At 49.2% G+C, this 24,137-nt stretch carries 20 protein-coding genes; 8 read left to right on the top strand and 12 right to left on the bottom strand.

The window, feature by feature from the left end; genetic code table 11:
- Positions 1 to 7 precede the first annotated feature (7 nt).
- Together prlC and HXZ99_RS08075 are read right to left on the bottom strand one after the other, a co-directional pair.
- Entirely contained in the window at positions 8 to 2,053 is a 2,046-nt protein-coding gene (prlC, locus tag HXZ99_RS08080; RefSeq protein ID WP_194756780.1) for an oligopeptidase A, read from the bottom strand.
- Between the two features lie 72 nt (positions 2,054 to 2,125).
- The gene (locus HXZ99_RS08075; protein ID WP_194756779.1) at positions 2,126 to 4,219 is read right to left on the bottom strand and encodes a tetratricopeptide repeat-containing diguanylate cyclase; all 2,094 of its coding nucleotides are present in this window, start codon (positions 4,217 to 4,219) and stop codon (positions 2,126 to 2,128) included.
- Between the two features lie 172 nt (positions 4,220 to 4,391).
- On the opposite strand from HXZ99_RS08075, the gene HXZ99_RS08070 reads away from it, so the two are divergent.
- Positions 4,392 to 5,735: a mechanosensitive ion channel family protein gene (locus tag HXZ99_RS08070; protein WP_194756778.1), complete on the top strand. Its 1,344-nt coding sequence runs from the start codon at positions 4,392 to 4,394 to the stop codon at positions 5,733 to 5,735.
- Between the two features lie 51 nt (positions 5,736 to 5,786).
- Here the strand turns inward: HXZ99_RS08070 and HXZ99_RS08065 are convergent, their stop codons facing one another.
- The 3 genes from HXZ99_RS08065 to HXZ99_RS08055 form a co-directional block, all read right to left on the bottom strand.
- On the bottom strand, positions 5,787 to 7,160 hold the full coding sequence (locus HXZ99_RS08065; RefSeq protein WP_194756777.1) for an amidohydrolase family protein: 1,374 nt from the start codon (positions 7,158 to 7,160) through the stop codon (positions 5,787 to 5,789).
- A gap of 126 nt (positions 7,161 to 7,286) precedes the next feature.
- A complete protein-coding gene (locus HXZ99_RS12365) occupies positions 7,287 to 9,305 on the bottom strand; it encodes a GGDEF domain-containing protein (RefSeq protein WP_194756776.1) in 2,019 nt (672 codons plus the stop codon).
- Positions 9,306 to 9,590: 285 nt separating this feature from the next.
- Positions 9,591 to 9,938 (bottom strand): YkgJ family cysteine cluster protein, encoded by a 348-nt coding sequence (locus HXZ99_RS08055; RefSeq protein ID WP_194756775.1) that lies wholly within the window; start codon positions 9,936 to 9,938, stop codon positions 9,591 to 9,593.
- A gap of 223 nt (positions 9,939 to 10,161) precedes the next feature.
- On the opposite strand from HXZ99_RS08055, the gene HXZ99_RS08050 reads away from it, so the two are divergent.
- Positions 10,162 to 10,887 (top strand): YebC/PmpR family DNA-binding transcriptional regulator, encoded by a 726-nt coding sequence (locus HXZ99_RS08050; RefSeq protein ID WP_194756774.1) that lies wholly within the window; start codon positions 10,162 to 10,164, stop codon positions 10,885 to 10,887.
- 40 nt (positions 10,888 to 10,927) lie between these two features.
- Here HXZ99_RS08050 and HXZ99_RS08045 read toward each other — a convergent pair whose 3' ends face one another.
- Positions 10,928 to 11,560 carry a chloramphenicol acetyltransferase gene (locus HXZ99_RS08045; protein ID WP_194756773.1) on the bottom strand — a complete coding sequence of 211 codons (633 nt, stop codon included), beginning with the start codon at positions 11,558 to 11,560 and terminating at the stop codon, positions 10,928 to 10,930.
- A 203-nt stretch (positions 11,561 to 11,763) separates the two neighbouring features.
- Between HXZ99_RS08045 and HXZ99_RS08040 the strand changes: the two genes are divergently transcribed.
- Positions 11,764 to 12,258, top strand: a complete 495-nt coding sequence (locus tag HXZ99_RS08040; protein ID WP_228517797.1) for a cupin domain-containing protein — start codon at positions 11,764 to 11,766, stop codon at positions 12,256 to 12,258.
- Positions 12,259 to 12,319: 61 nt separating this feature from the next.
- Here the strand turns inward: HXZ99_RS08040 and gorA are convergent, their stop codons facing one another.
- Positions 12,320 to 13,675, bottom strand: a complete 1,356-nt coding sequence (gorA, locus tag HXZ99_RS08035; RefSeq protein ID WP_194756772.1) for a glutathione-disulfide reductase — start codon at positions 13,673 to 13,675, stop codon at positions 12,320 to 12,322.
- Positions 13,676 to 13,840: 165 nt separating this feature from the next.
- Here gorA and HXZ99_RS08030 point away from each other — a divergent pair, with 165 nt between their 5' ends.
- A complete protein-coding gene (locus HXZ99_RS08030) occupies positions 13,841 to 14,857 on the top strand; it encodes a hypothetical protein (protein WP_194756771.1) in 1,017 nt (338 codons plus the stop codon).
- Here the strand turns inward: HXZ99_RS08030 and HXZ99_RS08025 are convergent.
- Genes HXZ99_RS08025 through udk form a run of 3 tightly spaced genes read right to left on the bottom strand, consistent with a single transcriptional unit; the run spans position 14,854 to position 17,457 of the window.
- The gene (locus HXZ99_RS08025; protein WP_194756770.1) at positions 14,854 to 15,525 is read right to left on the bottom strand and encodes an MlaC/ttg2D family ABC transporter substrate-binding protein; all 672 of its coding nucleotides are present in this window, start codon (positions 15,523 to 15,525) and stop codon (positions 14,854 to 14,856) included. The two genes, HXZ99_RS08030 and HXZ99_RS08025, sit on opposite strands and share 4 nt — an antisense overlap.
- A 59-nt stretch (positions 15,526 to 15,584) precedes the next feature.
- Positions 15,585 to 16,796: a NupC/NupG family nucleoside CNT transporter gene (locus HXZ99_RS08020; RefSeq protein ID WP_194756769.1), complete on the bottom strand. Its 1,212-nt coding sequence runs from the start codon at positions 16,794 to 16,796 to the stop codon at positions 15,585 to 15,587.
- Between the two features lie 28 nt (positions 16,797 to 16,824).
- On the bottom strand, positions 16,825 to 17,457 hold the full coding sequence (gene udk, locus HXZ99_RS08015) for a uridine kinase (RefSeq protein ID WP_194756768.1): 633 nt from the start codon (positions 17,455 to 17,457) through the stop codon (positions 16,825 to 16,827).
- 175 nt (positions 17,458 to 17,632) lie between these two features.
- On the opposite strand from udk, the gene cfa reads away from it, so the two are divergent.
- Positions 17,633 to 18,772: a cyclopropane fatty acyl phospholipid synthase gene (gene cfa / locus HXZ99_RS08010; RefSeq protein WP_194756767.1), complete on the top strand. Its 1,140-nt coding sequence runs from the start codon at positions 17,633 to 17,635 to the stop codon at positions 18,770 to 18,772.
- On the opposite strand, the gene HXZ99_RS08005 is transcribed toward cfa, so the two are convergent.
- Entirely contained in the window at positions 18,773 to 19,396 is a 624-nt protein-coding gene (locus HXZ99_RS08005; RefSeq protein WP_194756766.1) for a hypothetical protein, read from the bottom strand.
- A 141-nt stretch (positions 19,397 to 19,537) separates the two neighbouring features.
- Here HXZ99_RS08005 and HXZ99_RS08000 point away from each other — a divergent pair, with 141 nt between their 5' ends.
- The 3 genes from HXZ99_RS08000 (at position 19,538) to HXZ99_RS07990 (ending at position 23,044) form a co-directional block, all read left to right on the top strand.
- Positions 19,538 to 20,701, top strand: coding sequence for a chorismate mutase (locus HXZ99_RS08000; RefSeq protein WP_194756765.1), 1,164 nt, complete (start codon positions 19,538 to 19,540; stop codon positions 20,699 to 20,701).
- Positions 20,694 to 22,478, top strand: a complete 1,785-nt coding sequence (locus HXZ99_RS07995; RefSeq protein WP_194756764.1) for an ExeM/NucH family extracellular endonuclease — start codon at positions 20,694 to 20,696, stop codon at positions 22,476 to 22,478. The genes HXZ99_RS08000 and HXZ99_RS07995 overlap by 8 nt, the downstream gene beginning before the upstream one ends.
- A 92-nt stretch (positions 22,479 to 22,570) precedes the next feature.
- On the top strand, positions 22,571 to 23,044 hold the full coding sequence (locus HXZ99_RS07990) for a Dps family protein (RefSeq protein WP_194756763.1): 474 nt from the start codon (positions 22,571 to 22,573) through the stop codon (positions 23,042 to 23,044).
- Positions 23,045 to 23,111: 67 nt separating this feature from the next.
- Here the strand turns inward: HXZ99_RS07990 and trhO are convergent, their stop codons facing one another.
- Positions 23,112 to 24,032, bottom strand: coding sequence for an oxygen-dependent tRNA uridine(34) hydroxylase TrhO (trhO, locus tag HXZ99_RS07985; protein ID WP_194756762.1), 921 nt, complete (start codon positions 24,030 to 24,032; stop codon positions 23,112 to 23,114).
- Between the last annotated feature and the right edge of the window lie 105 nt (positions 24,033 to 24,137).

The following is a 24,137-nucleotide window of genomic DNA, read 5'->3' as shown; positions in this document are numbered from 1 at the left end:
GACAGCTTTAAGCCGCAATTCCTGAGTGTCGCAAGAGTGCGGCGATCTCCGGTTCTCTCCCGCGAAAATCAACAAACAATGCCTTTGCATCTCGGCTTCCACCTTTTTCCAAAATCTTGGTTAGAAAATCGCGACCGGTTTCTGGATTAAAAATCCCCTCTTCCTCAAACCGCGCGTATGCATCGGCAGATAATACCTCAGCCCATTTATAACTGTAGTACCCCGCCGCATAACCGCCGGCAAAAATATGACCAAAGCTATGTTGGAATCGATTATATGAAGGCGGTTGCACGACCGCCACCTGCGCTCGCACCTGATTAAGTATCTGCTGCACGCGCCCCGGCTTGCCTGCATCCTTATCTTGATGGATCGCCATATCAAACAATGAAAACTCTAGCTGCCTTACCATCTGCATGGCAGCCTGGAAGTTCTTTGCCGCAAGCATTTTATCTAGCAAGTCTTGAGGAAGCGGTTCACCCGTCTCGTAGTGCCCCGAAATAAACGCCAGGGCTTCCGGTTCCCAACACCAGTTCTCAAGAAACTGACTCGGTAGCTCAACCGCGTCCCACTCAACACCGTTAATGCCCGACACCCCTGCCACGTCCATCTGTGTCAGCATATGGTGCAGGCCATGGCCAAACTCATGGAACAAGGTGATCACTTCATCGTGCGTAAATAACGCCGGCTTGTCGCCTACAGGCTTATTGAAATTGCAGGTGAGATACGCGAGGGGTAATTGCAGTTGGCCATCGGGCAAACGACGACGCACAGCACAGTCGGCCATCCACGCCCCACCTCGTTTCTTCCCACGCGCATATAAATCCAAATAGAATCCGGCACGCTTGTTGTCCGCTTCATCATAAATTTCGAAATACCGGACGTGAGGATGCCAAGTTTCCGCTTCAGCCTCTTCAATACGAATTCCGAATAAGCGTTGGGCAACGGTAAACAATCCCTGTATGACTCGGTTTTCAGGGAAATAGGGGCGCAACTGCTCATCGGAAATAGCAAACGATGCTTGTTTCAATTTCTCTGCATAGTAGGGAATATCCCAGGCTTCCAGCTGCTCAATCCCGTGTTTCGACTTCGCAAAGGCTTTAATCTCGTCAAACTCGGCCTTGGCTTGATCCCGCGAGCGATCAGCGAGATCTTCAAGGAAAGCAATGACTTGCGCTGGGCTATCCGCCATTTTAGTTGCTAAAGACACATCGGCGTAGGTATCGAAATCAAGCAGATTCGCGAGCTCATGACGCAATGCGAGGGTCTCATCAATCACCACTGAGTTATCAAACTGTCCGGCGTTTGGCCCTTCATCAGAAGCTCGAGTTGTGTAGGCTTTATACATGTCTTGGCGCAGTTCGCGATCGTCGCTATACATCATCACCGGCAAATACGACGGAATATCTAGCGTGAATACCCATCCTTCGAGCGACTTCTCTTGAGCCGCCTCACGCGCCGAGGCCACTGCACTCTCTGGGAGTCCGGCCAAACGCGCTTCGTCATTTACGTGGCAATACCAATGATGCGTGGCATCCAACACCTGATTGCTAAACTGGGAACTTAATTGCGAGAGTCGGTTTTGAATTTCACCGTAACGCTGCTTTTTATCATCCGGCAAACCCACACCCGATAATTTAAAATCTCGAATCGTTTCGCTAATTACCCGTTGTTGCGCTTGGGATAATCGGTTGAACTCAGTTGATGCGGCGAGCTTTTGGTAGGCTTGGTATAACCCTTCGTGCTGCCCAACCCAAGTAGCATATTCTGACAGCAACTCTAAACAGCTGTCGTGGGCCTCACGTAGCCCCTCCTCGCTTACCACCGCATTCATATGGGATATGGGCGACCAAATACGTGAAAGGACATCGTCGGCTTGTTCAAGAGGCGCAACCAAGTTTTCCCACGAGGGTTGCTCTTCAGCGACCACCTTGGCAATGGTTTCGCGGCAATGGGCAATCGCCTTCTCTACCGCAGGACGAACGTGTTCAGCCTTAATCGATTGAAATGGCGGATGAAAAAAAGGAGTTAACAGTGGGTTTTCAGTTGCTTGCATGATTCCGGCCTATTCTGTCCATAATGATATAGTACGTGAGGGAGAATAGACCGGATTTCAAGGGGCACGCGGTTATTTTTGCGGCCCCTTGACGATAATATAATCAACTTTGTTTTGGTCGATAGCTTTCGATAAATCGCGTTCAAGGAGCGGCTGCACCTGCTCATAGGGTGCATTCAAGCCCATAATCCCGTAAGCCTTGTTCCGACCATGCACTTTGCCGATATATAACGCCATATCCGCAATTTGCAATGCCCGTTCCCAATTGAGGTCTTTTTCGGAAATGCCGGCAAAGGGTAAGGATACGAAACCTGCAGTGGCGGTCACCGGAATCGTCATGTCTTCAAACTGAACAGGTTCTTCACCAATGGTGTTTAACACCCGTTCCGTAATATCCGCCAGTTTGTTTGGATCGCTATTGCGTAAGAAAATCAAAAACTCTTCCCCGCCCCAACGAATCACCATATCCGATGAGCGCGCCAGCGCTGCCAGACGTTCACTAATATCTTTGAGTACTTGATCACCCGCTGCATGCCCATATTGGTCGTTGATTTTTTTGAAGAAATCGATATCAAGCAAAATCATCGCATCGGGATGTTGCCCCGGTTGCGCACGGCGCTCGTCAAGGGCCCGTTTGGCCATTTGCTCTTGCAATGCACGGCGGTTCAACAGATGGGTTAGCGGGTCACGCAACGAATGGAATTCCAGTTGCTTATTCGCATCCTTCAAGCGTAAGTTAGCCCGACGAGCGGCGCGATAAAGCAGCGCTACCAGAATTAAACCAAAAACCACCACCACACCAAACAAGATAAAAATGGTGCGTTGTAGACGGGCATTTTCGATCACACGCTCTTGTAAGGCATTGCGCTGTTCAAGTAATTCAATTTGCTGTGCTTGTTCAATCGCTTCATAGCGCGCCTGCATTTCGGACATGCTTTTTTCGCGCTCGCTTTGAAATACCTCTTCACTGATACGACGCTGTTCGAGGAGCACTTCGGCTTGTTGTTCGAACATACGCGCACGTTGATATGCTTTGGCTACATAATTCAAGAGGTCTGCCTGTTCTGAAGCTGAGTATCTCTCCAATAGAAGATCCGAATATTCTTCAATCGCCGCGATCCCTTCTTGTACGTTGCCAAGCATCACTTGGATATAACCGAGATTAAAGCGGATCAGGTGCTCGGTCCCGGTATCCTCAGCCTCAATGGCTTGTTGTAATGCTAAACTTAGTACTTCATCAGCCTCGCTGTAGCGCTCCTGATGAATTAACGTGCTGCCAATATTGTTCATGCTCACCAGCACGATACCGGGCTGATTCGTGCGTTCCGCCCATTCTATCGCCTCATGATGCACATCAATAGATGCCTGATGTTCATCCATTTGCGCATGCAGGTAGCCTTTCATCAGCAACAGGGCCGGAATATCTTCATGCAAGCGGGTATCGTCTCTGGCTTCACGAATTGCGCGATTTACAATATCGAGTGCCGACGCATAATTGCGCATATCAGACTGAATCAATGCAATCTGTCGATTTAAACTCAAACGTCGCGTAGCACTGCGCTCGTTATTTATCTCGTTTAATGCATCCTGAGCGTACAGCGCGTGTGTTAAAGCACGCTCATACTGACTATTTGAGCGAAACATACCGGTAATCACCACATTCCCGTAATAACGAACGCGGGGATCCTTTGCATGTAACAGGTGTTCAGCTAGTTGATCAGCCACTAACAGCGCTTCGGTGGTTTCCCCTTGCCAAGTTAGCAAGGCCACTTTATTCGCCAATACTTCACACCATACATCTGGGTACGAATTGCGCTCTGCAAAACGAATTAAATCTTCAATAATTTGGGTTGCGCCTTCTACATCGCCAGCTTCGGCTAGCTCAAATGCGCGATATGTCCATGCGCGCACATAAGTTACGGGAGCAAAGCGCGAATTCAAATCAATGATCACTTCACGCAAAAGCGCATTCTGCTCCTCGCGATCCGACATCGACAAATACCGATCGAGTTTCTCTTCGTAAGGGGGGTAGGTCAGCGGCGTACTATCAGCCCATACAGCCAATGGCAGCATAGACCCAATGAGCAGCATCCACAGCCCCAATACTAGAGAGTAGCGATGCCGGACATCGGAGCAAATAGAACGAACTTGCGATGCGTTTGTCATGGTCACTTCTTTTTTGTTATGTAGTGAAGCTATGTGATTGTAATGGGCAATTTTTATTATGTAACAAGATGTATCAATGTTTGGTCAGAAATACTACAGTTACCGTCATAGAAATTAAACAATTAATGTAAAAAAATAACCAAAAGTTGTATAGATAATAAGAGAGTATCCTATGACAGCATCTCAACCTGCAGACACGGTTTTGAGCTTTGTTCACAATGTCATCCTTACCACTGATAACATTCCGCAAGGTGCGGTTATTGTACTGGCCTTGGTCAGTGCTTTGATTACTGGGAATATTTTGCGTACTGGCTTAGGTCAGCGGGGAGAAGCGAGTCAAGGCTTTCGGCGAATCGCTATCCGTTCCATTGAGCGTTTACTCTGGCCCATTAGCATGGTTCTTGTCTTGGGCTTGGGACAGTTAGTGCTACGTGCGCTCGATTATGTAACGTCGGCATTAGATATTCTGCTTCCCCTACTTCTCTCGTTCGCCGCAATTCGACTCGTCGTTTACTTTTTACGGAAAGGTATTCGTGGTGGTCCTCTCCTCAAGGCATCCGAGAGCGTGATCGCAGGCACAATTTGGTTGATTGTTGGACTGCATTTAATTGGTTTATTGCCCGATACTCTCGCAGCCTTGGATGCTGTAGGCGCCGATATCGGTAATTTCCGTCTTTCTCTGTTGTCAGGCCTCAAGATTGCGACATTAATCGTGGTGGCACTTACGATCAGTGGCTGGCTTACCCATTTACTTGAGCGACGTCTGTCTGCGAGCAATGCTATTACCGCGACAACCCGCGTCGGCCTGATTAAGTTCGTGAAATTTGGTTTAATTACCATAGCCATCCTGATGGTCCTTGGCAGCGTTGGTTTCGATCTATCAACCTTAGCCGTATTCGGAGGCGCACTAGGGGTCGGTTTGGGTTTTGGTTTGCAACGTATTGCCGCCAACTTTATTAGCGGCTTTATTCTTATCCTTGATCGCTCGGTGAAGCCAGGCGATATCATTTCTATTAACGACAAAGTCGGTTGGGTACAGGAACTCAAATCGCGCTATATCGTTTTACACGACCGAGATGGCGTCGATACTCTCATTCCGAACGAAAATCTCATTACATCCGAAGTCATTAACTGGAGTTACGCAGATCGCAATGTTCGTCTGCGTATCCCGGTTGACGTGAGCTATAGTACCGATCTCGATAAAGCCACCGAAGTTATTAAAGAATGCGCACATGCTTCGCCCCGGGTACTCACAACGCCTGAGCCGAACGCCTGGGTCACAGACTTTGGCGACAGCGGTATTACTATTGAGTTACGGGTTTGGATTGCGGATCCGGAAAATGGCTTTGAGAATGTGCGCTCGCCCATTCGTCTTGCGATCTGGCGTGCACTGAAAGAACATAACATCACCATTCCATTCCCGCAGCGCGACCTGCATGTGCAATCCGTGTCTGATCAAGCACTCGAAAAAATGAACGAGTTGCTTGCGAAATCACAAACAAAAAGCGGCGATTAATATCGCCGCTTTCGTCATTGTACATCCCATTATTATTGCGTGATTGTGTAGCTATCGCGTGAGCGCTGCTCGATTTACTTGTCCATCTTGCTTGTACACCACACCATCTTTCATCACAAAATCGACCCGTTGTAGTAGGTTGATATAGCGCAACACATCACCGCGTACGGCAACAATATCCGCCACCTTGCCTTCCGATACCGTACCGTAGCGGTCGGCGACGCCCATCATAACTGCGGGCCAGTAAGTAGCTGCACGAATCGTTTCTTGTGCATCAAAGCCCATTTCATCAACCCAGAACGCCATTTCCTGCCAGGTCGATTGGCAGTGAAACTTCATCGGAATACCGGAATCGGTACCTACCAACATCACCACGCCGGTTTCTTTGAGTTGGTTAATTTTATTCTTTAAGGTGCCGCGACGTAGCGGCGTAAGCTGGGTATAACCTAGCTTAGCTGGGTGCCGAACGGAGTCGCGAATATCAGCGATGGTGTCGTCCGCAAGTCCTTCATGCCAACAGGGGTCGTCTAAACGTGTGGGGTTATCCACGGTATGTTGGTAGTTCCACAAACCTTCAACGGTCGGTGTCCAGAACAACAAGCCGTCGAAAATTCCGCGAGCGGTGCGCTCTTTTAATGCATCCAAGATATCTTGCGGGTAGCCTGGCGCTGTTGTCAGTCCGGTATGCTCGAAATTATCCACACCTAGCTCTAAGCCCACGCGAATCTCATTTGGTCGATGCGCGTGCGCGACCACGACCATTCCCCGTTCATGGGCTTCATCAACAATGGCTTGGGCGACGTCAAACTCCATTTCATCGTGTTCAATTAATTTGACGATATCCATGCCGGCTTCGTGCAACCTTTGTACTTTGGCACGGGCATCGCTCACACTGGTAACGCGCCAGCGGTAATTCGCCTGCCAGTCATCAACTTTATGTTGCAAGAATGGCCCGGACACATATAGGTTTGGCCCTGGAATTTCACCGCTTGCAATTTTTCGCTTCATTTCAGCGGAATCGTCTAAAGGCGCCCCTAAATCACGGACGCTTGTCACCCCGGCAAGCAATAATTGCAGCGCTGCCGCAGGCATAATTTCGTCGACAAATCGATCTGCGTATTCAGCCTGCCAGTGAATGTAATCGGCGTGGCCTACGAGCTGTAAGTGCGCATGATTTTCCCACAGACCCGGCATAACATCGTGCCCCCACATGGGGATTTCACGATAGCCTTCAGGCACCGGTAGTGTGTCTACCGTGCCAACTTTTTGAATGATGCCATCGTCAATTAGAATCACGCTACGAACTAAAGGAGCGCTGACATAGCCGTCAATCAAACGTCCACCGACAAGTGCCACTTTTTCCGCAAAGGCGGGGGGAATCGATATCGCCATTAGCGCGACTAAGCAGATTATTCTTTTTATCATCGTGCATACCTCGTTCATGATAGGGATTACTCTAGCATGTGCCTTGAACACAAATTACGCAATGCAGCCAATCCCATCATTGGGTGAATTGGTCGGTTATGCCCGAGTCAAGAAAAAGAATAGAAGTTAACGTTTTACTGGAACGGGGCTTGGAATCGATTCAATTTCAAGCCAGCCTTGAGAGTTCGCATCATCAAAATCATTAAATAGCTGCTCCTCGACCTCTGCAAAAGGCACATGGAGTCCGCGCAGATAGTGAGCCTGATTGCGGCCATGTAGCTTTCCTAGATAGAGCAAGGAATCAGCAAGGCGGAGCGATTGCTCCCAACTACAATGGGCAAGCGTGGTACCTCTCAGTGGCAAATCAACCACACCCGCGGTAGCACTTACCTTAATATCTCGATGTTCAAATGTGACCGGCTCGGACGCAAACAGCGCTAATAAATCTCGGGTAAACGCCTGTAGATCCCGAGAGCGGGTATTCGGAATAAAGATCACAAATTCCTCGCCGCCCCAACGTACCACAAGATCATCACTGTGGATAAAGCGAAGCAAGCGCTGCGAAATGGACGTTAGCACAGCATCACCCGCTGCGTGTCCATAACTATCATTAATGGTTTTGAAATGATCAATATCGATCAGAATTAACGCTGCAGATTCATCGCTAGGCGCCTTCTGAGTATACGCACTCAACGCCAGTTGTAATGCTCGGCGATTCGCCAACTGGGTTAGTGGATCCCGCAAATTCTGTTCTTTTAAATCTTGATTTGTTTCGCTTAAAACGCGATTCGTACGCTGTGCCGCACGGTAGGCGAAGAACAGCATCAGGGCAGCCAAAATAACGCTCAGCGCAAACAAGAACACAATGAGGCGTTGCAAACTGGCATTCGCGATGCGTTGTGATTGCACTTCATTTTCTTGTTGCAGCAACACGATTTGCTGGGCCTTTTCCTGCGCTTCAAAACGTGTTTGTAATTCTGACAGAGCTTGGTCACGTTCCGACCTGAAAATTGTCTGACGTATTTGCAGTAATTCCTCTAGTGCCTCTGCTTGCTCGCGATAGCGGCCTGCTAAGCGGTACGCTGTCGCTAAATAGCTCAACATCTCCGCATAATCTCGAGGACGATCGGCTTGCTTCATGGTGGCAATCAAACTCTGCATGCGCTCGATGCCGTAGCTATAATTGCCTCGTTTTACATCAATATCGGCTAGGTTAAATTCTATAAAATAGATTTCCGTCACATAGCCATGCGCCTGAGCCAGAGCTAACCCTTCAAGTAACACCGCTCGCGCTTCCTCGTATTCTTCCAGTTGAATGTGCACCGAGCCCATATTGTTGCGAGCAACCACTTGTCGACGACTATCACCCAAACGCTCCGCCCATTCAATTGTTTGCCCATAGGTAGCTAAACTCGCGCGCGCACCATGGTTTGGCAAGTTGCCTTGCAAGTAGCCTTTTAATAGTAATAATTCAGGAATACGGTGGAATACGCGCTCTCGTTTCGCTTCTTCAAGAGTTGCCTCAACGAGTTCCATGGCTGAATCGAAATGCTCAAGCTCCGTTTGTAAACGGGCGATATGAAGATTAAGAAACTGTCTTCGACGTAATGTTTGAGCGCCATCGTTCAGAGCAATAGCATCTTGTGCCGCTAGATAATGCACCAGCGCATCTTCAAATTGCTGGGCCTGATGCAGAATACGGGCAGCGACATTGTGGGCGAAAAATAATACACGTTCGTCGGTAACCTCTGGCAACCATTGATCTAAATCGACAATGGCGGAAATCGCCCGTTGGCGCTGGTTACTTTCAGCTAATACTTCCGCTTTAATGGCGTAGGCCTCGGCAATGGCAACGCTGCTATTTGTCGGTAAGGCACGCTCGAGAATATGTTCTGCTAAGGCAAGCGCTGCTTCTGAATCACGTTCCGCGTGCACTAATTCAAGAGCTCGGTAGCCCCAAGCCCGCACATAGGTTAGTACAGGGGTTGAATCGGAAACGGTTGCAAGTAGACGGTGAAATTCATCGGACTCTAACGGATGCATGCCCGGACCGAGCAACTGGTCAAGCGCTTGCTCAATCGCTATATCGCGATTTTCCGCGTTTGGATTAGCTTTGGCCTGCACCGATGTGAAGGTAATGCTCACGACAACACAGCAAAGTGCCATCAAATGTAGCGAAACGCGACAAAATCGATTCATAAGGTGTGGGCTATATATGTACAACGGGCTATCCGTCCCTATCTGGGCAACATGGACAGTGTCCGTTGCTTCAAAATGCGAAAAATGATCAGTCTAGCCTACAAACATACTGGTCGGACAACAAGGGGAATCCCCTCAGTTTACGACTAACAGCACAGTTTCTCGGATGAACAAAAATCATACTAGCAGTAATGAATTATCACAACAGTAAAAAGCGCGAGTTTCTGCCTATTATGCCACTTCCTGCACTTGAATTATCGGTAACATGCCAAATCTTGCCCGCGCTTGGTCGCAGCGCAAGTTTGAGTGATCAATACTTGCATCAAACTCCCGACAAGGGGTCGGTCGATTATGATAGATCCGGCATCCAACAGACTCGCCAATCGTACCCTCGAGTGCGACGCATCGGGGCGTCGGACTATTGGTGCCCTGCATACACCGGTAGAATGAATTCACCTGCTCTGTGAGTTCATGGGGCACGAAACCCGCTGGTGCATCATCTCCTTCTGCCCAATAAAAAGACACCCGAAAACTTGCGCAGCAGGCGCCGCACGTTACACATGGATTAAACGTAGTCATGCAATTACTCAACACTCAACGACGACCGAATCGGTCAGTACGGAACTTAAGAAGACCCCATTGAACATCAAGCTGCCACAAGGCTGTGGCGTTGAAGTTGGCGGATTATAATTTAACCAATATTGGTTTGAGAAGTAATTTTATAGAAACCGTAGGAATCTTTCGCGCGCACGGGTAAAATCCTGCATCTACTCTCAATCTTAGATGACATGGAATCGAAATTATGGGTCGCGCTTATCAAAACCGTAAAGAATCGATCGCAAAAACCGCCGCCACAAAAAGTAAGATTTATAGCAAATATGGTCGGCAAATTTATGTTGTTGCCAAGCAAGGAGGCACCGACCCTGGCGCGAATCTTTCTTTACGTGGACTTATCGATAGCGCGCGCAAAGACCAAGTGCCTGCACATGTCATTCAAAATGCCCTTGATAAAGCCAGTGGTGTGGGCGGCGAGGATTACTCCACGGCCCGTTATGAGGGCTTTGGCCCCGGCAACTGCATGGTGCTTGTAGAGTGCTTAACCGACAATCCGAATCGTACCATCGGCGAAGTACGCAACTGCTTTACAAAAAGTAAATGCAAACTAGGTGCCCCTGGCTCGGTTGCACATATGTTCGATCACTGTGCGATTTTTAGTTTTGCCGGAGACGATGAAGACGCGGTACTTGAAGCCTTAATGGAAGCCGACGTCGATGTCACTGATGTCGAGTCTGAGAATGGGCTGATCACTGTCTTCGCGCCACATACCGAATACGCAAAAACGCAACATGCGTTAACCGAAGCCTTTGGCCAAGAATTAGAGTTTGAGGTGCAAGAGATTCAGTTCATCCCACAAACCACGATGGAAATCAGCGCCGACGATATGCCGATGATGACGCGATTGTTGGATATGCTAGAAGATTGTGACGACGTTCAGCGCGTCTTCCACAACGCCATCCTGCCGGAATAAGTTGACCAAACAAAAACGTCCTTTTCGAAGGACGTTTTTGTTATGCTGCCGAGAGTAACGCTTCTAAGCGCTGAAAAAACTGCCCCGCATGATATCCATCCGCTAACGCATGATGCGCATGCAGTGCCACCGGCAGAAACCAACGACCATCTCGTTTAAATAACTTACCCACACTAATTTTCGGACAGCTGTCGAGTCGTGAAAACGGGCGGGCGTGAGACAGGCTAGTAAACTTCACCCAAGGTATAGCGGAGAAGTGCACGACGTTATCCGTGCCATTCGATGGAAGTAACGCCTCACTAGTACGAACTCGCTCAATCTCCCGTTTAGCTGCCTCTGCGAATTGTTCGAAGTGTTCATGGTAAGGAATATATGAGAAGCCAAAGGTATGGTTGCTGCGCAATACCGTGGCACTGACATCAATGCGCTCATATCGATAAACATCTCCGTCCTCAATTCTAAGTTTAAACGCATCAATGGCATTCACCACCGTCATCACTGCATGTAAATAGCGCAGATAAAATGACTGCTTTTTCTGTTTGGCACTGATATATAGCCCGGTGCACTCAACCTCCGCTGTGAGCCCAAAAAAGGGTTCTTCAAAAGCATTAAAAAAGGCAAAGTGCTGTTCACGCTCCCATCCCACCACCTCTATTTTGGTTTTCGTTGCCATGTGAATTTTCCTTGAATAGCTCGTGGGATTATCACCAGTCTAACCGAATAAGGGCGCACGAGTGAAATGCAAATTCCCCGTATTCACCTTGCGGCAAGCGGTTTGTATAACTAAATTTTAGATCCTGCGTAGTTTCAAACAGGCTGTTTTGCAACAGGGAATACACATGTCCTGCGTGTTCAAAACACAGTGGAGAAACAAGCATGAAACCTAGCATAAGCTCAGTTGCGATTGCCCTACTCATGTTGGCGTTCACGAGTTATGCAAACGACCACCATGAAAATAGCGGTAACGATGCGCAACATCACATCACATTTACAACGGAATCTGTTCAATGGCTAGAGGGACCGGCATCGTTAGAACAAGGTGCTAAATACGCCGTACTCGAAGGTGACCCATCGCAAACAGGCATATTTACAATGCGCTTGAAGCTACCCGATGGCTTTATTATCGCCCCACACTGGCACCCAAACGTGGAGCGAGTTACCGTGCTGTCGGGCACCTTTAAGTTAGGTCAAGGAGACACTATTGATACTGAATCAACGCACGCGTTTACCGCGGGATCCTATATCTCTATGCCTCCCGAAATGCGCCACTATGCCATTGCAGAAGGGCAGACGATCATTCAATTAACGTCTCAGGGGCCTTGGTTAATTCATTATATCCATGCAGGCGACGACCCGAGAACTCGGCAATAGCAGGGACGTGTGAGAACCCAGCGGCGGACGCCACTGGGTTCTTTTCTGCGGGGCGTAAGGTTTAGCGTAAGGTAACAAATTCTTCTGCGCTCGTCGGGTGGAGCGCTACCGTGGCATCGAAATCCGCTTTCGTTGCGCCCATTTTCATAGCCACAGCGAATCCTTGCAATATTTCATCCATGCCCTCGCCAATGCCATGCAAGCCAACTACTTTCTCGTTCTCTCCTGCGCATATCAATTTAAAATGGCTGAGTTCACGGTACGGAGTAATCGCGTTGTACATGGCAGCAAAGCCGGATTTATACACTTTCACTTGATCTTCGCCATAGCTTTCCACCGCTTCTACTTCGGTCAAGCCAACGGTGCCAATAGGCGGGTGACTAAACACAATCGTAGGAATTAAGCTGTAATCCATGTGAGCGTCGGGCATATCTTTATTGAAAAGACGCTCCGCTAATAAACGGCCCGCTTTGATGGCGACTGGAGTGAGTTGCGCCTCACCGGTAATATCGCCCACTGCGTAAATGCCTTGCACATTGGTATTTTGATAAGCGTCTGTGCGGACATGACCCGCATCATCGGTTTCCACGCCAGCAACGTCCAAGCCGATGCCGTCGGTGGCAGGTTCACGACCAATAGCCCACACCAAACAATCCACATCGCGAATCGTTTCGTCACTCAAGGTGGTAATTGTTAGCGAACCATCACTTTCCTTAACCACAGATTTCACTTCAGAATACTGATGCAAGGTCGGTCCGTGGCGCAAAGCCAAATCACACAATGTATCAATAATGTCACGATCAAAGCCCCGCAGTGGACGATCATGACGCACCAGTAGATGTGTTTCCGTTCCTAGCGCGTTTAATACCCCGGCAATCTCAACAGCGATATAGCCAGCGCCCACAACCACGGCCTTCTTTGGCTGGTGAGTTAAGGCAAAAAAGCCGTCGGAATCTATTCCGTGCTCAGCCCCTGATATAGCAGGAATGGTTGGGCGTCCACCCACGGCGATGGTGATGTGGTCGGCACTAATGCGCTCCCCATTGACTTCCACCTCGTTCGGCCCGACAAATCGCGCATAGCCTTCGATAAACTCAACACCGTTCCCAGCAAAACCGCGATGGTAGGCTCCGTGAATTCGTTCAATATAGGCTTCTCGATTCTTTACCAATGTTGCCCAATCAAAGCCTTTTTGTTCGAGTTGAAATCCATACGCTTCGCTATATTTGATCGCCTCGGCGATGTGAGCGCCATACCACATCACTTTTTTCGGAACACAACCGACATTAACGCACGTACCTCCGACCTTTTTGGCCTCAATGACTGCTGCTTTGGCGCCTCGCATAGCGGCTCGATTCGCCGATGCAATGCCACCGCTGCCTGCACCAATACTCAGGTAATCGTAATGTCTGCTCATGTTCCCTCGCTCATTATTTGCTTCACGTTAGTCATGATTTGATAAACGCCCGTAGTATACCATGCGTCACCCCTGCCTGTGTTTACACAAAATTCGATTAACCTTATCTGGACGTTTCAGCTATGATCATGCAATCTGAGTGAGAAAATTTGCTGGGAGAGCACTATGCACCGGAATGCCTACGTCACAGATAAAGCACGCTCGCGTTGTATGCGAAGCCTCACTTTTTTGGTGATTTTAGGCTACTTGCTAACCCCCCTCTCAGTCGCTGAAGAACCAGAAGAAGACGACGCGCCGGAACGGCAGTTAGACCTTGGCTGGCTCGATACTATTCAGGATGGGGTTGAGGATTCTGTTGACGCAACCGCACGTTGGTTCGATCAATTCTTCGGCGATTCTCGCTCCTTCGACGATGCCCCTGGCTCCCGCGGACGCCTCTCAGTAGGCCCCGAGTGGAGCGAATATGAGGGCTGGAAAGTACGCTCAAGTTTTCGCGCCCAGTTTACCCTTCCAAATACCGAAGAACGCTTTTCCGCGATTGTCGGTCGGGTTGATTTTGACGACTTTGTTACGGGTGAGGATACGCATCGCCAAGGCTCTGTTATTCGCCGTGAAACTGGAAATGAAGAATGGATTGTCGGCTTAGGTTTTGATCCGAGCCGGGGTGAAGATAGTCGCTTTTCCGTATCCGCGGGTATTCGCGGCGGACTGCGCGCCGACCTCTACACCCAAGTACGGTACCTCAAGCAATATCGATTTAATGATTACAACCAAGTTCGCAGTCGCAGTAGTTTGTTCTGGCGAAATAGTGACGGTTTTGGCGCGAATCAGCGCTTCGATTGGGAAAACAGCCCGAACTCAGAGTGGTTAAATCGACTTAGTATGGATGTCACCCGAGCGGAACGTATTGACGGCTATCGATGGCGCTCCAGTATCGCGAGCTACCATATTTATGCCCCCGAGCGCGCGATGGCCGTTGAATTTTTCTGGCGCGGAGAAACCAAAATGGACGTACCCGTCCGTGACTATGGGTTTCGCATTATTCATCGTCGAAGCTGGTTGCGAGACTGGCTCTTTCTTGAAACCTATGGCGGGATTCATTGGCCTCGTCGTGAGTTAAATGAACCCCGCTTAGGTAGTTACTTATTAGGCTTTGAGCTTGAGATGTGGTTTGGCGATTAGTTGGTAAAGTCAGACACGTCGAGGTCTTCATCGAGACGAATGTCAACACTGGCCCGCTCGCGCAATAATTGAATGGTGCCATCAATGCCATTTTGTCTTAATGACGCCTGCATCTCAGCCTGCTGAGTATTGAGCATCGACACACCTTCGGCGACTAAATCAAAGGCCATCCAAGGTGCCTCTGGATTGCGCCGCTGCATGTGAAAATCGAGGCGAATCGGTGGTCGCCCACCTTCTTCAACCAGCTGTGCCCGCACCACAACACGACGCTGACCTTCGTAATCACCACCCCGCGCGAAATTAAGTTTGTGCTTGCTCTCATCAAACTGAGTAAACACGCGTGCATAAGTGGTAATCAGATATTCCCGGAAAACTTCAACAAATTCTTTTTGCTGATCTTCATTTAAACGCTGCCAGTTACGCGCCAGCACAGAACGAGCTGCAAACTGATAATCAGAGTAAGGCAGCAGCTCTTCTTCCATAATGGTACGTAGATAATTCGGGTTCGCTTCAATCCGTGAACGCTCTTCGCCGATACGGGCCGTCATCCGTTCAGCAATCTGCTCGAGCATACGAAACGGGTTTTCCGTGTCTAGCTCACTACTTTGCGCACTGCCCATGGTTGAGGCAAATATCAGCACAAATAAACCAATAACCACCGATTTCATACCTTCATCCCTCTTTGCTTCAGGCGTGATCTGATTTTAGACCACACCCCGTTGAATCACTAAGCTGCCAGCGCGAAAAAGAAGCCAGCAATACAAGCACTCATTAGGTTTGCTAGCGTAGCAGCTAACAGCGCCCGCATACCCATCGTTGCAATATCTTTACGTCGGCTCGGGGCCATCCCACCTAATCCACCTAACAAAATGGCAATGGACGAGAAATTGGCGAAACCGCAGAGCATAAAGGTAATAATGACCTGGCTCTGCATACTCATTTCATCTTTCACTTGAGCGAAATCGAGATAAGCAACAAATTCATTAATGACGAGCTTTTGACCTATAAAGCTACCCGCTTGTTGCGCCTCAGCCCATGGAATACCCATAACGAAAGCTAACGGCTGGAAAATAAAGCCAAAAATTGTTTGCATGGTCAGCTCGTCGTAACCGAAGAAGCCGCCTACAAAGCCTAAAACACCATTGACTAAGGCAATTAAAGCCACAAAAGCCAACAACATTGCGCCGACGTTCAGGGCTAACTGCATCCCGCTCGACGCACCCGATGCAGCCGCATCAATTACATTTGCACGACGCTCTTCTGTGGGCACATTCTCGATGATGTTATTCGGCTCTTCTGTTTCCGGAACAATAATTTTGGCCATTAACAAGGCCCCGGGCGCCGCCATAAAGCAAGCCGCGATGAGATACTTCAGCTCAATACCTAAACCGGCATAACCGGCCAGTACCGACCCTGCGATCGAACCGAGTCCGCCTACCATTACGGCGAAAAGCTCTGAGCGGGTCATATTAGGAATAAATGGACGCACCACTAATGGCGCTTCCGTTTGGCCGACAAAAATATTTGCCGCGGCAGACATTGACTCGGGACGGCTGGTGCCAAGCAATTTCTGTAATGCACCACCGATTAAGTTAATCACACGGGTCATAATGCCAATGTGATACAACACAGAAATTAAGGAGGAGAAGAATACAATGACACTTAGCACGTGAATCGCGAAGATAAAGCCCTGCGAATAGTTACCCAGATCGCCAAATAGGAAACTAATGCCGTCACCTGCATAGCCGATTACGGCCGCCACCCCGAAAGCGATGCCACCGAGTAAATCTTGGCCAAGAGGAACGTAAAGCACAAAGGCTCCCAACCCAGCTTGTAGCGCGAACGCGAGGCCTACAGTGCGCCAACGAATGGACGATCGTTTTGTTGAGAAAGCAAATGCGACTGCAAGCAGAAACGCCATGCCGATTAGGCTTATCATTGTATATCCCTTAACTTACCCGGGTCCGCTACTCCGCTAGAAGTTGACGAATCTTTGTTTTAATTATATCGATCGCGATCTCATTCTGACCGCCTCGGGTCACCACAAGATCCGCAAACTGCTTCGACGGAAATATAAATTCAAAAAATGCGGGGCGAACATAGTTCTCATATTGCTCGGTAATTGAACTCAACGATCGCCCTCGGCGCTCAATATCTCGATTGATGCGGCGCAACAAACAGATATCCAACGGCGTATCCATAAATACTGAAATATCAAACTGCTCACGTAATCGAGGATCACATAAGAGGAGGATTCCCTCAACTAAAATAACCCGCGCTGGGGTTACCTGAATGGTTTGCTCCAACCGGGTATGCTCTTTATAGCTGTACTGAGGCATATCTACAGCGTTGCCATCGCGCAATTGTTGCAGGTGCTTGGTGAGTAACTCATGTTCAAACGCACTCGGATGGTCGTAATTTGTTAACACCCGTTGGTCTAGTGATAAATGGCTTTGATCGCGGTAATACGCGTCTTCTGAAAGCACTGAAATTCGCTCGCCACCCAGTTCAGCCACCAGCTCCTGATACACAGTAGAGGCGAATAAACTCTTTCCTGAGGCAGACGGTCCTGCGATCGCAATAATCGTTGTTTTTCCCACTGAGAGACCCACGTTGCGTTGACATTACAGACACAATGGCGGGCATTATCCCGAATTACGCGTCATTTATAAATACGAAATTCAGCAAATCGACGGAAAAGAGCAGCAAGAACCGAAAAATTTGCTATTTTTGAACTACATAAAAATTAAATTCGGCAGCTAAAGGGTTATTTGCATGAGTAGTTCTTATCGTCTTGCGGAACGTTTGCTAAAAACAGCGGATATTGAAGTAAATGGAGAACGACCTTGGGATATGAAGTTGCACAGTGACCGTGCGCTTGCCCAAGCCATGGCGCGAGGCAATCTCGGATTGGGCGAAGCCTATATGGATAGAGAATGGGATTGCGATGCGCTGGATGAGTTTTTCTTTCGTTTACTACGCAACGATGTGCATGAACAAGTGAGCCCCGGTCGGCTCTTGTGGCACACCCTGAAAAACCGCTGGTTCAATTTACAAAGCCGTAAACGCGCGTGGCAGGTAGGGCAAGCTCATTACGATCTCGGCAACTCATTCTACCAAGCTATGCTGGATTCACGACTGACATACACCTGTGGCTTCTGGCAACAGGCGAGCAATCTAGAAGAGGCACAGAAAGATAAACTCGAGCTAACCTGCCGTAAGCTCGAACTTCAACCTGGCATGAAAGTTCTCGATATTGGCTGTGGTTGGGGGAGTTTTATGCGCTACGCCGCGGAGCATTATGGTGTTGAGTGTGTTGGCATTACCATCTCAAAACAGCAAGCGGCTCTGGCTCGTGAGCTTTGCGCCGACTACCCCATCGAGATTCATGAGCAAGATTATCGTTCCCTCGATGTAAAGGCCGACCGGGTAGTGAGTTTAGGTATGTTCGAGCACGTCGGTCCGAAAAATCACCGGACTTTTTTCGACGTGGTCCATCGCTGCTTACGGGCAGATGGCTTAGCCCTGTTGCATACCATAGGGCGCAATCGCGCCAACACCATGCCCGACCCATTTATCGCCAAGTATATTTTCCCGAACGGCGAGCTGCCTGCATTACAACAGATCAGCCGTGCTGCCGAAGGCTTGTTCGTCGTCGAAGATTTACATAACTTTGGTGCTGATTATGACCGCACCCTCATGGCGTGGCATAAAAACTTTGAGAACCATTGGCACCAATTCAAAGACGAGTATGGCGACCGCTTTTATCGGATGTGGCGTTATTACCTGCTTTCCTGTGCCGGCGCTTTTCGGGCGCGGGACATTCAGTTATGGCAGTGGGTACTCTCGCCACAAGGGAAGATTGGTGGTTATCAGCGACCGAACCTCGATTCAGGCTCGGTCGACTCTTTCTGACTACTCGCCCTTTTCATAACCCCAAGGCGCGGGTGGAGGCTCAATCGGTTGTGATAAATCGAAATCGATACGCCAGGTCCAATCGCCATCGGCCATGGTGCCATAGGTGTAACGCTCACCTGGCACAATTTCGATGCGCCAACCGAGTACTTCACCCTGTTCGCCAGTTCGGGCCGTATAGATAAACATTTGTCGATCAGGGCTTCCTGCAGTTACCGTGTTGCCACCATAGCCTGAGTCGTCCTCCGGCGTGCCATCTGCATGGCGATGATCATGATAAAGTTCGATATGGTCGTCATGTAAGGTGTAAATCCACGTACGCGAACGATCCCAACTGTTATCTTCAGGCTTTTCTATGTGAAAGGGTGCCCAAATTCGATTCTCCGAACACTCCCGAAAATGCACAATCAGTGCTTCATCGCCTTCAAGTAAATCGCGTCCTGGGCGAGCTACCACGCGCTCACCGGCGTAGGCTTGCCCACACAAGGTGGCAAGTTGATAAAAAAACTGAGTCTGGGGCGACTGCACCTCGGACGCGTCCGCTTCTTGGCTTTGCTCAGTACCACATGCACTTAAAAAAATCAGGCTGGTTCCTAGTGCTGCAGCTACTTTCAGATGCCTCATGACTTACTCCTTCGGGTTTTAACGCGTGTTTCTATAAAAATCCTGCAGTAGCGCACTATAAACGATCCCGTAGAGATAGAAAAATGAGCGTAAATAAGTGATAGTGTTCAGTTCGCGACAGTAAACGTAGTAGGTCGATTGATGGATCTGAAAGAACTTAGAAAGAAAATTGAAGCGATTGATTCGCGCATTCTGCAATGTTTGGCAGAACGTCGCGATGTAGCTCTAGCCGTAGCACAAAGCAAAGCCACCCAAGCCAGCACAATTCGCGACACCGAGCGCGAAGCATCACTGCTACTTCAATTAATGGAACAAGGCGCTGAGTTAGGCTTAGATCCCGGTTACTTAACGCGCCTTTATCACATCATTATTGAAGACTCGGTGTTGATGCAACAAGCGTGGATTCAGCAAGGCAAGGGCACTGGAACCCTGCATATTGCCCATTTAGGAACCGCTGGCAGTTATTCCCATTTAGCCGCGCAAGGGTACGCGGGACGCCGTCAATGTCACCTACAAGGACTATCCTGTGAAACCTTTCGGGATGTGCTAACCGCGGTCGAAGATGGTCGCACGCCACTTGGTATTTTACCGATAGAGAACTCCACATCCGGCTCCATCAACGAAGTATACGATTTACTGCGGCATACTGATTTACATATTGTCGCGGAAACCTACCTTTCGGTGGAGCACCAAATTCTGGTGCGGGAGGGCGATGAAGAATCCCCCATCACCACCTTGTATGGGCATCCTCAGGCCATTGCCCAATGTTCACGCTACCTAAGTCATTTAGACAACGTCAATATTGTGGCCTGCCCATCATCGGCCCATGCTATGGAGAAAGTGGCCCTGAGCAAAGAGCCCGGCGTTGCAGCGCTTGGTTCGCAAAGTGGTGGGGCGCTATTTCGTTTAGTCGCGGTTGCTAACAACTTGGCCGATCAACCTGAAAACCAAACCCGCTTTATTTTGGTGCAACGGCAGCCGGTAAAAGTCCCACATCAGCTTCCAGCACGAACCAGCGTCATTATGGCCACCCACAACCATCCTGGCGCCCTCGCTGATGCGCTGATTATTTTGCGCCAGCATGAATTAAACCTGATCAAACTTGAGTCTCGCCCGATGCCCGGCAACCCTTGGGAAGAGTTGTTCTACATTGATATCGCCATCCATGAGCAAAGCTCTGAATGGCAAGCTGCGGTGAAGGAACTCAAGTCGATGACCCGTTTTATTAAAGTTCTCGGCTGTTATGCAGATGAACGCATCAAAGCCACCCATGTTATTCACCCGGAGCGACGCCACCGTGACTAAATTTCGTATTTTCATCTCTTTCAGTGCGCTTTTGCTGATCAGCGCATGTAGTGACGACCCATCAGCCATATCAGATGCTTCGGAAATCAACGGGCAATGCGGCGAGGCGAGTATTGGTCTTGCCAATTTAGGCTCTCGCGTTGGCCAAACCATTGCCATTGAAGCCACGGTTCATGGCGAGTTTCTGGGGGAAGATAAGCTTTCTGGGCTCTTTGTTCAGAGTGATTCTGGCGCTGCGTTCGTCCGCGAGAATCACGATGTGACGGAGGTTCAAGTAGGCGATCGGGTTCGCGTAACCGGCACAGTCGCATCCTATCAAGGTCATTATAAACTAACCGATGTGCGTCACTTTACCGTATGCGCCAATAATCAACCGGTGACCACAACAGCTATTGATTTTCCGCTTAGCGCTGATGCATCACTTTCTGACGTGCTGTTTCAGCGGGTACGCATCGAGCCGCCGCTGACGGTCATCGGTCATTACCAATTAGCCCGATTTGGAACCCTCGATGTCGCAAGCGAACGACTCTGGGTACCGACCCAAGTGGTTAGCCCCGGCGCAGAAGCAGCACAATTAGCAGCGCTGAACAACGCGCGCCGCTTTGTGCTCGACGATGGTTCTCAGCAGGAGTATCCAGAAACGGTTCGCTACCCGGCACCTGGGCTACATATTGAACGACCTGTAAGAACTGGCGATACCGTCTCCAACTTAGAGGGTGTGTTTGTTATCGAAGGGCGCAATTTCCATTTCCACCCGGTAGCCGAGCCTCATTTTGAAGCCACCAATCCGCGTCCGGAAGTGCCTTCCTTCGATGAGGGGGATCTTCGCGTGGTCGCTTTCAACGTGCTCAATTACTTTAACGGCGATGGCCAAGGCGGCGGATTCCCTACCCCACGCGGTGCTGAAACGCCTGCCGAGTTTGAGCGGCAGCGGGTGCGCATCATTAACACCATCATTGCTTTGGATGGTGATATCTATGCGCTCATGGAGATGGAAAACGATGGCTTTGATAGCACTAGCGCCATCCAAGATCTTACTCGGGGCCTCAACCAAGCCATCGGCAGCGATGTGTATGCATTTAGCAGCGCCGATGCCCCGCGAGTGGGTGGCGATGCGATTACGCAAGCGCTCATTTATCGCCGCGACCGCGTAGAGCCCATCAGTGCTCTTCGTTGGACCACAGAAGGTGCCTTTAACTGGGGGAGTCGTCCGCCGTTGGCACAGAACTTCCGAGTCTTGGCGTCCAACAAAGAAGTCGCTGTGGTTGCCAATCACTTTAAATCGAAGGGCAGCTGTCCGCGCGCTAGCGACGATATAAATGCCAATCAAGGCGATGGGCAAGGTTGTTGGAACCCTCTTCGTACACAAGCTGCTGAGGAGCTTGTTCGCTGGCTTGAGAGCAATCCTCTTAGCATCAATCACCAGAACTATGTTGTTTTAGGCGATTTTAACGCGTATGCACAAGAAGATCCGATACAAAAACTCGCCGACTTCGGCTACCTCAATCTCGCAGAGACATTTGAGCCGGAAGGCTACTCCTATGTATTTCGCGGTGAAAAAGGGAGCCTTGATCACATACTTGCTCATGAATCGATCAAAGACGCAGTGCGAGGTTTGCGGCATTGGCATGTAAACGCCGATGAGCCCGTTGCATTTGAATATCCGTTCGGGCAAAAAACGCCGGAGCAACGGCAGGCATGGTATTCGCAAGCACCCTATCGAGCGTCTGACCACGACCCGATTATTGTGGTTCTTGAAACAGAACGGCTGCATTGATAAAAGCGAACGGAATGATTCATTTAGATCAATATCTTTCTGGCAGGGCTTTGCTAAGCTAATGGCATAGACTGACACAAGGAGATTCAACAATGACACAGTTAAGTGTAATAGGACTCAAAACCGAAAGCGCAAAATCGTTAGCTGATAAGCTCAATCAGTTATTGGCTAATTATCAAATATTTTATATGAACGTGCGCGGATTTCACTGGAATGTGCGAGGCGAAAAATTCTTTGAGCTGCATGTGAAATTTGAAGAGACCTACAATGACCTGTTGCTAAAAATTGACGAAGTTGCAGAGCGCATTCTTACGCTAGGTCAACGGCCACGGCATGCCTATTCAAGCTATTTGGAATCAAGCCAGATTAAAGAAGCAAAAGATGTGCATGAAGGGCGCGAGTGCGTTCAGCAAATACTCGACAGCTATCAGGTAGTGATTGCCCTGCAACGAGATATCCTGCAATTGGCCAGTGACGCAAATGATGAAGGGACGGCCTCGTTAATGAGCGACTACATTAAAGAACAAGAAAAAACCGCGTGGATGCTGAATGCCTACTTAGGATAAGCAACTCCCAATAAAAAAAGCGTGCCACTGAATCTCAGGGGCACGCTTTTTCTGCATCTAGGGGCGCTTAACCTTCAAGGCGGCCGTCGCGAATATGCTTTTCTCCGCGCTGCTTGGCTAGCTCAATCTGGCGTTCGCGTTCAGCAAATCGCTCTTTCTGACTCGGTGTGGTTTTATCGAAGCAATGAGGACAACTTACCCCTTTTTGATACTTGTCTGAGGCTTTTTCTTCCTCGGTAATCGGCATCCGACACGCATAGCATTGATCGTAACTGCCCTGCTCAAGCCCGTGCTTCACAGTGACCCGTTGGTCAAATACGAAACACTCACCATTCCATGTGCTCTCTTCTGCGGGCACTTCTTCTAAGTACTTAAGAATGCCGCCTTGGAGGTGATACACCTCATCAAAACCGAGCTCTTTTAAATAGGCAGTGGATTTCTCGCAACGAATGCCACCGGTGCAAAACATCGCCACTTTCTTATGTTTTTCTTTATCAAGATGGGCCTTCACATACTCTGGGAATTCCCGAAATGTTTCAGTTTTTGGGTTGACCGCGCCTGCAAAAGTGCCTACGGCGTACTCGTAGTCATTGCGCGTATCAATCACCAGTACTTCTGGGTCGCGAATCAACGCATTCCAATCTTCCGGTTTCACGTAAGTACCCACCACGTTTTTCGGATCAATCCAATCCATACCCATGGTGACAATCTCTTTTTTGAGCTTCACTTTGGTACGATAAAACGCTTGGGTTTCGCTAGGTGATTCTTTATGTTCCAAGTCTGCAAGGCGCGGATCGTCTCGCAAAAACTGGAGAGTGGCGTCAACCCCTTCGCGGGTTCCACAAATGGTGCCATTGATACCTTCTCGCGCTAACAGGAGTGTTCCTTTCACCTCATGCTGCGCCATCACGTCATACAATGGCTGACGAATATCTTCAAAGTCATTGAGCTCTACGAACTTGTAGAGCGCCGCACAAATATACTGCATAGTTATTACCTTCTCTTAGCTGGCTGAATCGTAAGTTCAGTGCCAGAACGGCGCGGATTATATAGAAAATCCGTGGCCAGAGCCAGTAACCAAGCAATTGTTCGG

The organism is Aliidiomarina indica (genome assembly GCF_015354615.1).
GTDB lineage: Bacteria > Pseudomonadota > Gammaproteobacteria > Enterobacterales > Alteromonadaceae > Aliidiomarina > Aliidiomarina indica.
The sequence above is the reverse complement of the archived record's forward strand: the minus strand, read 5'-3'. Positions and strand labels throughout refer to the sequence as shown.

What these genes read in the sequence shown, in the direction of transcription:
- HXZ99_RS08045 (WP_194756773.1), bottom strand. Translation starts at nt 11,560, where the DNA reads ATGGCAACGAAAACCAAAATAGAGGTGGTGGGATGGGAGCGTGAACAG.
- HXZ99_RS08050 (WP_194756774.1), top strand. Translation starts at nt 10,162, where the DNA reads ATGGGTCGCGCTTATCAAAACCGTAAAGAATCGATCGCAAAAACCGCC.
- HXZ99_RS08030 (WP_194756771.1), top strand. Translation starts at nt 13,841, where the DNA reads ATGCACCGGAATGCCTACGTCACAGATAAAGCACGCTCGCGTTGTATG.
- HXZ99_RS08005 (WP_194756766.1), bottom strand. Translation starts at nt 19,396, where the DNA reads ATGAGGCATCTGAAAGTAGCTGCAGCACTAGGAACCAGCCTGATTTTT.
- cfa (WP_194756767.1), top strand. Translation starts at nt 17,633, where the DNA reads ATGAGTAGTTCTTATCGTCTTGCGGAACGTTTGCTAAAAACAGCGGAT.
- HXZ99_RS08000 (WP_194756765.1), top strand. Translation starts at nt 19,538, where the DNA reads ATGGATCTGAAAGAACTTAGAAAGAAAATTGAAGCGATTGATTCGCGC.
- HXZ99_RS08040 (WP_228517797.1), top strand. Translation starts at nt 11,764, where the DNA reads ATGAAACCTAGCATAAGCTCAGTTGCGATTGCCCTACTCATGTTGGCG.
- prlC (WP_194756780.1), bottom strand. Translation starts at nt 2,053, where the DNA reads ATGCAAGCAACTGAAAACCCACTGTTAACTCCTTTTTTTCATCCGCCA.
- HXZ99_RS08065 (WP_194756777.1), bottom strand. Translation starts at nt 7,160, where the DNA reads ATGATAAAAAGAATAATCTGCTTAGTCGCGCTAATGGCGATATCGATT.
- HXZ99_RS07990 (WP_194756763.1), top strand. Translation starts at nt 22,571, where the DNA reads ATGACACAGTTAAGTGTAATAGGACTCAAAACCGAAAGCGCAAAATCG.
- gorA (WP_194756772.1), bottom strand. Translation starts at nt 13,675, where the DNA reads ATGAGCAGACATTACGATTACCTGAGTATTGGTGCAGGCAGCGGTGGC.
- HXZ99_RS08020 (WP_194756769.1), bottom strand. Translation starts at nt 16,796, where the DNA reads ATGATAAGCCTAATCGGCATGGCGTTTCTGCTTGCAGTCGCATTTGCT.
- HXZ99_RS08055 (WP_194756775.1), bottom strand. Translation starts at nt 9,938, where the DNA reads ATGACTACGTTTAATCCATGTGTAACGTGCGGCGCCTGCTGCGCAAGT.
- HXZ99_RS08075 (WP_194756779.1), bottom strand. Translation starts at nt 4,219, where the DNA reads ATGACAAACGCATCGCAAGTTCGTTCTATTTGCTCCGATGTCCGGCAT.
- HXZ99_RS08070 (WP_194756778.1), top strand. Translation starts at nt 4,392, where the DNA reads ATGACAGCATCTCAACCTGCAGACACGGTTTTGAGCTTTGTTCACAAT.
- trhO (WP_194756762.1), bottom strand. Translation starts at nt 24,032, where the DNA reads ATGCAGTATATTTGTGCGGCGCTCTACAAGTTCGTAGAGCTCAATGAC.
- HXZ99_RS08025 (WP_194756770.1), bottom strand. Translation starts at nt 15,525, where the DNA reads ATGAAATCGGTGGTTATTGGTTTATTTGTGCTGATATTTGCCTCAACC.